7 protein-coding genes are annotated in these 6,751 nt (G+C 70.8%); 6 read left to right on the top strand and 1 reads right to left on the bottom strand.

Annotated features, from left to right (window positions below):
• The coding region (locus M6444_RS04445) for an MFS transporter (RefSeq protein WP_298323544.1) at window positions 1–957 on the bottom strand (957 nt) is incomplete at its 3' end.
• 89 nt (window positions 958–1,046) lie between these two features.
• Here M6444_RS04445 and M6444_RS04440 point away from each other — a divergent pair.
• The 6 genes from M6444_RS04440 to M6444_RS04415 all read left to right on the top strand — a co-directional run.
• Window positions 1,047–1,724, top strand: coding sequence for a GntR family transcriptional regulator (locus M6444_RS04440; RefSeq protein ID WP_298323542.1), 678 nt, complete (start codon window positions 1,047–1,049; stop codon window positions 1,722–1,724).
• The gene (locus tag M6444_RS04435) at window positions 1,721–3,967 is read left to right on the top strand and encodes a xanthine dehydrogenase family protein molybdopterin-binding subunit (protein WP_298323540.1); all 2,247 of its coding nucleotides are present in this window, start codon (window positions 1,721–1,723) and stop codon (window positions 3,965–3,967) included. The genes M6444_RS04440 and M6444_RS04435 overlap by 4 nt, the downstream gene beginning before the upstream one ends.
• A gap of 53 nt (window positions 3,968–4,020) precedes the next feature.
• A complete protein-coding gene (locus M6444_RS04430) occupies window positions 4,021–4,473 on the top strand; it encodes a (2Fe-2S)-binding protein (protein WP_298323538.1) in 453 nt (150 codons plus the stop codon).
• Window positions 4,470–5,345, top strand: a complete 876-nt coding sequence (locus M6444_RS04425; protein ID WP_298323536.1) for an FAD binding domain-containing protein — start codon at window positions 4,470–4,472, stop codon at window positions 5,343–5,345. Before M6444_RS04430 ends, M6444_RS04425 begins: the two co-directional genes overlap by 4 nt.
• A complete protein-coding gene (locus tag M6444_RS04420) occupies window positions 5,342–6,292 on the top strand; it encodes an LLM class flavin-dependent oxidoreductase (RefSeq protein WP_298323534.1) in 951 nt (316 codons plus the stop codon). The genes M6444_RS04425 and M6444_RS04420 overlap by 4 nt, the downstream gene beginning before the upstream one ends.
• Window positions 6,289–6,751, top strand: a 463-nt coding sequence (locus tag M6444_RS04415) for a 2-dehydropantoate 2-reductase N-terminal domain-containing protein (RefSeq protein WP_298323532.1), incomplete at its 3' end; no start/stop codon positions are given. The genes M6444_RS04420 and M6444_RS04415, both read left to right, overlap by 4 nt.

Below are 6,751 nucleotides of genomic sequence, written 5' to 3'. Positions count from 1 at the left end.
CCAACCCCACCCACCGGCGATCGCGCCGACGGCGCCGACCCCCAGCAGCACCCCGGTACCGGTGGCACCCAACAGCATCGTCACCGCGCCGACCACGATCATCGACGGGATGAGCCACGTCGCGGCCTCGGGACGGCGGTCGGCGAGCATGCCGGAGCTGATCCGCACGATCACCCCCACCACGCTGGCGACACCGAGCAGGACACCACCCTGCGACTGGGTCAGCCCGGCAGCGACGGCGCTGTCGGTCATGAACACGCTGATCCCCGTCGCCGCCATGGACGCCAGGCCCGCACCGACCGCCAGTGCCAGCGTGCCGCTGCGCCGCGGCGCCGACGTCTCGGCCGCACGCACGCCTCCGGTGTGGCCGTCGGCGCGAGACGGCGCCTCACGCCCGGTTGCCAGCAAGAACATCACGACGGCGAACGGGACCACGCCGACGGCGAAGACCCAGCGCCACCCGACGGTGACCGCGATGGCCGGCACGGCGAACCCGGCGGCCATCGTCGCCAACGGAATGGAAGCCTCCTTGATACCGAAGACCAGCCCCCGGCGACGGGGTGGAACGCGACCTGCGACCAGCCGGGTCAGGCCCGGATCCACCAAGGCGATGCCCACCCCCGCGCACGCGAGGCACAACACCAACGGCACCGCGTGGTGAGTGAACAACGCGAGGCCCGCCAGCGCCATGGCACTCACCGACGTGCCGACGGCGATGCTGAACCGGGCGCCGCGCCGATCGGCGACCCGCCCGGTGAACGGCGCCGTGGCAGCGCTGACGAGGTACAGCGTGGCCACCATCGTCCCGAGCGCCGCAGCGGACACGTTCAACTCGGCGCGGACCTGAGCTGCGGTAGCCCCGATCAGGAAGGCCGGTAGGGACGGCGCGACCAGCCCGACACCGACGGTGAGGACGACTCGCGGGGACAGCGCCGTGGCCGGGGTTGTGTCGGTCAATGCTCGTCTCTTCGATATGGATGGCAGAAGCTGTCGTGCAATATATCGGGGACAACATACCATCGACTTGCATGTGATATGTTCGCGCCGTGGCTGGAGTGAAGCTGGATCGGTTGCGCCGGGTCTCGCTACGTGAGCGGGTGTTGAAAGTCCTCGAAGGACACATCGTCTCGGGGACGTTCAGTCCTGGCCAGCGGCTTCAAGACGGCGAGCTGGCGCAGCAGCTCGGGGTCAGCCGCACCCCGGTCCGTGAGGCGTTGCAGGAGCTGGCGGCCATGGGCCTGGTCGAGGCGATCCCCGGTGCCATGACACGCGTCACCGAGGTCGATCCGGCCGATGCGGCCGCGGTGTTCCCGGTCGTGGCCCAGTTGCATGCCCTGGCCACCCGGCTGGCGGTCGGCAAGCTGACACCTACCGACGTCGAGGCGCTTCGCCGCCACAACGCCGAACTCCTCGAAGCCGCCCAGGCCGGCGACCGAGACCGCATGATCCAGGCCGACACGGCGTTCCACGACGTGTTCATCGAGCTGTCCGGCAATCCCGTGGTCGCCGACCTGCTGGCACGGCTGACCCCGCGAGTCCGCCGGTTCGAGTACGCCTTGTTCGACGATGCCGCCGGCTACGCCTCGGCGCACGACCACGACCAGATCATCGAGGCATGCGAAGCCGCCGACGTCGCCCGGCTGGCCGAGCTCGTCGAGCGCAACTGGCTGAGTCTGGGTGACGACGTGGTTCGTCACCTCGAGGATCGGCAGTCGTCGCCATGACGTGGCCGGCCACCCGCCCCGGTGCCGCGGTGCGAAGCTCGGCCGTGGGCCGGTCGCTGCCGTCGGAGGACTCCGCCGCCATCGTGTCGGGTGCGCTCGAATACGTCACCGACCGCCAGGTCGACGGGATGCTGCACGGCGCCGTTCACCGCTCACCGCATCCGCACGCTCGCATCGTCGACGTCGACACGTCCCGCGCGGCCGCTGAACCCGGCGTCGTCGCGGTCCTGACCGCGAGCGATGTTCCGTTCAACCGGCTCGGCTCCGACCCGCACAACCCGCCCGTGCTGGCCGGCGACGTTGTCCGGCAGGTCGGCGAAGCCGTCGCGCTGATCGCAGCAGTCGACTTCCCCACGGCGCGCCGGGCTGCGGCCCTGGTCGACGTCACCTACGAGCCGCTCCCTGTGGTCACCGGGGCCGACGTCGACGCGCCCACGTCGCTGCACCCTGGCGGCAACGTCGCGGGCACCATCGCGTTCGAATCCGGCGACGTCGAGGCCGCCCTGGCCGACTCCGCCGTGGTCGTCGACGTGGACACCACCACCTCGGCGCAGGAGCATGTGGCCATCGAGACCCCAGGTGGGATGGCCGAGTGGGACCTCGGCAAGATCACGGTCTGGTGCGGATCACAGAACCCAGGACTGCACCGCAGATTCATCGCCCAGGCCCTGCAGCTCCCGCTCGACGACGTCCGGCTGGTCAGCAATCCGGTCGGGGGCGCGTTCGGCTCACGCAACGACGACCCGGCTCCGGTGTACCTGGCCCTGCTCGCGTGGAGCACGAAGCGCCCGATTCACCTGCACCTGTCCCGGACTGAGACGATCATCGCCGGCCCGAAGCGGCACCCCTACCGCACCCGGGTCCGCGTGGGTTTCGACCGCTCCGGTTCCCTGCGCGCCATCGACAGCCATGCCGTCGCCGACACCGGGCCGTACGTGACCGCGGGCCGCAACGTCCTCAAGACGTCCGCGGAGTTGTCCAGCGGCCCGTACGCCACGGCGAACGCCCGGTTCGACGGCACGGTCCGCTACTCCAACAACGCCAATGCCGGCGCATTCCGCGGCTTCGGTGTGCCGCAAGTGGCGTTCGGACTCGAGACCGCGATCTCCGCAGCCGCGGCCGAACTCGGCCTGGACCCGGTCGACGTGCGCCGGCGCAATCTGCTGCGTCCCGGCGGGCGGCATAGTCTCTACGGGCACACCGTCAGCCGGAGCCTGCGCGCACTCGAAACCCTCGACGCCGCTGCCGCACACCCGTGGTGGCACGAACGCGACGCCTGGGCGGCGGAGTCGACACCCGGTCCGTGGCGGCGCGGCACCGGCATCGCCATGGCGATGAAGGGCGTCGGCATGGGCAGCGGGAAGGGTGACACCGCCCGCGCCCGGCTCATCGTCTCCGCGAACGGCGAGGTCAACATCTGGGCCGGGCCCAACCACACCGGCCAGGCCATCGCCACCGCGTACCGGCAGGTCGCCGCGGACACGCTGGCCATCGACTACGACCGGATCCACGTTCACGTCGGCGACTCCGAACTGGTTCCCGAATCCGGCGCCACCGCCGCCTCACGCAGCATGTATGCCGGCGGCTCGGCGGTGCAGCTGGTGTGTCGCAAGCTGCGCGCCGTGCTCGACGAGTCCGCCGTGGTCGAGGGCTCGGGGGTGTCGTTCGACGACGTCGCCGCTCGGCTGGTCGCCACCGGACGGGCGGAGTACGACGCCGAGTTCGTCCTGCCCGACGTGGAGGACATCGGCCGGATTCCCGCTGACTCTCTCGCCGACTACGCCCCGCACGCCGTCTACGGCTGCAGCACCCAGGTCGTCCGCCTGGAGGTCAACGTCTACACCGGCGAGGTCCGGCTGCACGGCGTGGTGTGCGCGGTCGATGCGGGCGTGGCGGTGAACCCGGGCACCACGGTGGGACAGGCCGAAGGCGGCGTCGCTCAGGGCATCGGCTTCGCGCTGTTCGAGGAGTACCGGCTGGACGACGGCGTGCCGGTCACCACCAGCCTGGAGAACTACCTGATCCCCACCGCCGTCGACGTGCCACCCATCGAGACCATCCTGGTCAGCGGGCATGAAGAGACCGGGCCGTTCGGCGCCAAAGGGATGTCCGAAGTGGTGGTCGTACCGACGGCTCCGGCCATCGCCGCCGCCATCGGTACCGCCACCGGCTTCTGGCCGCGACAGCTACCCATGACCCCCGAACGCCTCCGCGCCGGCCTGGCCGCGCTGGAGGCGGCGTGACCGGCGACGAGTCGAGCACGGCCACCCGAACACAGCGGAAGGAGGAGACGAGCATGAAGGTGAACGGGACCCCGGTGCACGGGTACGACCCCGGCGCGCGCCTGCTCGACGTCCTCCGCGACCACCTGGGGCTGCGCGGGGTCAAGGAGGGCTGCGGTGTCGGCGAATGCGGTAGCTGCACGGTGCTGCTCGACGGCGATCCGGTCTGTTCGTGTCTCGTCTTCGCTGGTCAGGCCGACGGTCGCGACGTGGTGACGGCCGAGGGTCTGGGCACCGCCGACGACCTGAGCCCGCTGCAACGACAGTTCGTCGATCACCAGGCGCTGCAGTGCGGGTACTGCATTCCCGGTGTGGTGGTCTCCGCCGCGGCGCATCTGGCCGAAGCCGACCACGTGAGCGAAGACTCCGTCCGCGAGGCGTTGTCGGGCAACCTGTGCCGCTGCACGGGGTATTCCAAGCTCGTGGCCGCCGTCCTGGCCGCCGCCGATCATCGGGACTCGCCATGATCGGGCCCACCCTCAGCCGGCCGCGGCTCGTCCGCGCCGCCACCACACAGCTGGCCGACGCGTTGTGCGCCCGTGGCCGCCCCGTGGCCGGAGCGACCGACCTGTTGATCCACGGCCTCGACACCGCCACACCCGAGCTGGTCGATCTGACGGCGATGTCCGACGCTCGTCCCCCGGTCGAGCAGCTGTCCGGTGGCGTGACCCGCGTGTCGGCCACGGCTCCCATCAGCGCCATCGCCCGAGCTCCGGTCCCGATCCCGGCGGCGCTGGCGCAGGCGATCGCCCAGTTCGCGTCTCCGCAGATCCGCAACCGAGCCACCCTCGGCGGAAACATCGCCAATGCCTCACCGGCGGCCGACCTGGTGCCGCCGCTGGTCGTGACCGATGCCGTGCTGGGCCTACGTAGCGCCGACGGCGCGCGATCCGTGCCGATCAGCGACGTTCTCGCCGGCCCCGGGCGGACCACCCTGCGTGCCGGGGAGTGGATCGACTACGTCGACCTGCATCCGGTCGAGCATTCCGGCTTCCGCAAGCTCGGCTACCGCCGCGCCCTGGCGATCGCAGTGGTCAGCTTGGCGTGGTCATGGTCGGCCACCGGCACGAGATTGCGCGACGTCCGGCTCGCCGCCGGGGCCGTCGCGCCCACCGTGGTGCGATGCCCGCACGCCGAAGCCGCGCTGACCGAGCTCACCCCGGCAGTTGTCGCTACGGCTGCCACGGCGATCCACCAGGACATCGCCCCCATCGACGATCTACGCGCCCATGCCTGGTACCGCCGCGATGCGTTGTCCGGGCTGGTGCGCGAGCTGGCCGCGCCCACCGAGGAGCAGACCGGCACACAGCTTTCAGAAAGGAACACCACCGCGTCATGAGATATGGCATCACCATCCCCCTCGATCGGCCGATCGGCATCGTCGGCGATCTCGCGGCGCACGCGGAGAAGCTCGGTTTCGACGAGCTGTGGTTGGCCGACCATTACTACAACCGGGACGTCTCGGTCGCGTTGACGCTGATGGCCGAACGCACCTCGACCACCACGCTCGGCACCGCCGTGGCCAGCCCGTTCCTGCGCCACCCGGCCCTGTTGGCCAGCCTCGCCGGCACCATTGCCGAATTGGCCGGCGACCGCTTCGTCCTCGGTCTGGGCAGCGGCGGCTACGAGTTCAGCCAGCACCTGGACGTCCCCATCAAGCGGCCGCTGGCCGCCATCACCGAGGCGACCCGGATCGTCCGCGACCTGCACGCCGGGAGCGCTGACGTCACCGGCGAGGTGTTCAGCACCCGCGGCGCGCTGCGCTGGCCGGTCTCGTCGACGCCGGTCTACCTGGCTGCTCGTGGGCCGAAGATGCTCGCCCTGGCCGGCCAGATCGCCGACGGCGTCATCACCCACGGCATCTCCGACACCCACGTCGACTACGTGCGCGACAAGACCGGCGCGGGCACCGACGTGTGCATCATGCTCGACGTCGAGATCGGCGACGATCAACGCGCCGCGTACGACCGGCTGCGTCCGCGCTGCCTGATGATGGCCGGCGGCTCGTATGCCGACGAGCTGATCGACGTGTACGGCCTGTCTCGCGACGAGGTCACCGCGTTGCGCCACACGCTGCGCACCGGCGGGCGCGAGGAAGCGACGGCGCTGGTCACCGATGACATCGCGGCCGCGTTCGGAATCGCGGGGCCGGTGTCACACGTCCGCGAGCAGCTCGCCCGGCTGGAAGCGAACGGTGTCGACTCGGTCATCCTCTCCGTCGGCGGCGCAGATGCCGACGAGATCTCCGATCACATGACCCGACTTGCCGAGGCGGTGCACGCATGAACACCATCCCCACGAACGTCACCGTCCTCGGCTCCGGCGCGGGCGCCTTGGCCTGCACCGTCGAGTTGTCGCACCACGGCGCGAAAGTGACCGTCGCCGACCTGCCGGAGTTCTCCGCCGGGCTCGAGGCGATCGCCGAGACCGGGCAGGTGGTGCTGAAAGCTCCCTGGCACGGCGCCGTTCCGGCACCCGTCGCAGCCACCAGTACCGACCCGGCCGCTGCTGTGGCCGGCGCCGAGCTGATCGTGGTGTGTGTCCCGGCGTTCGGCCACGCCCGCTTCGCCGAGTTGATCGCTCCGGTCGTCACCGACGGCCAGTGCGTGCTCTGGGTCGGTGAGGGCGGCGGCAGCCTGGTCTTCGCCGACGCCCTGCGCCGCATCGGTCGCACCCCGGACATCGAGATCGGCGAGACGAACAGCCTTCCCTACGGGGCTCGCGTCCGTGCGCCCGGCGTCATCA

Source organism: Haloactinopolyspora sp. (assembly GCF_027324685.1).
In the GTDB taxonomy this organism is placed as follows: Bacteria; Actinomycetota; Actinomycetes; order Jiangellales; family Jiangellaceae; genus Haloactinopolyspora.
Note: the sequence above shows the minus strand (reverse complement) of the source record. Positions and strands in the feature narration are given on the sequence as shown.

What these genes read in the sequence shown, in the direction of transcription:
- M6444_RS04435 (WP_298323540.1), top strand. Translation starts at nt 1,721, where the DNA reads ATGACGTGGCCGGCCACCCGCCCCGGTGCCGCGGTGCGAAGCTCGGCC.
- M6444_RS04430 (WP_298323538.1), top strand. Translation starts at nt 4,021, where the DNA reads ATGAAGGTGAACGGGACCCCGGTGCACGGGTACGACCCCGGCGCGCGC.
- M6444_RS04425 (WP_298323536.1), top strand. Translation starts at nt 4,470, where the DNA reads ATGATCGGGCCCACCCTCAGCCGGCCGCGGCTCGTCCGCGCCGCCACC.
- M6444_RS04420 (WP_298323534.1), top strand. Translation starts at nt 5,342, where the DNA reads ATGAGATATGGCATCACCATCCCCCTCGATCGGCCGATCGGCATCGTC.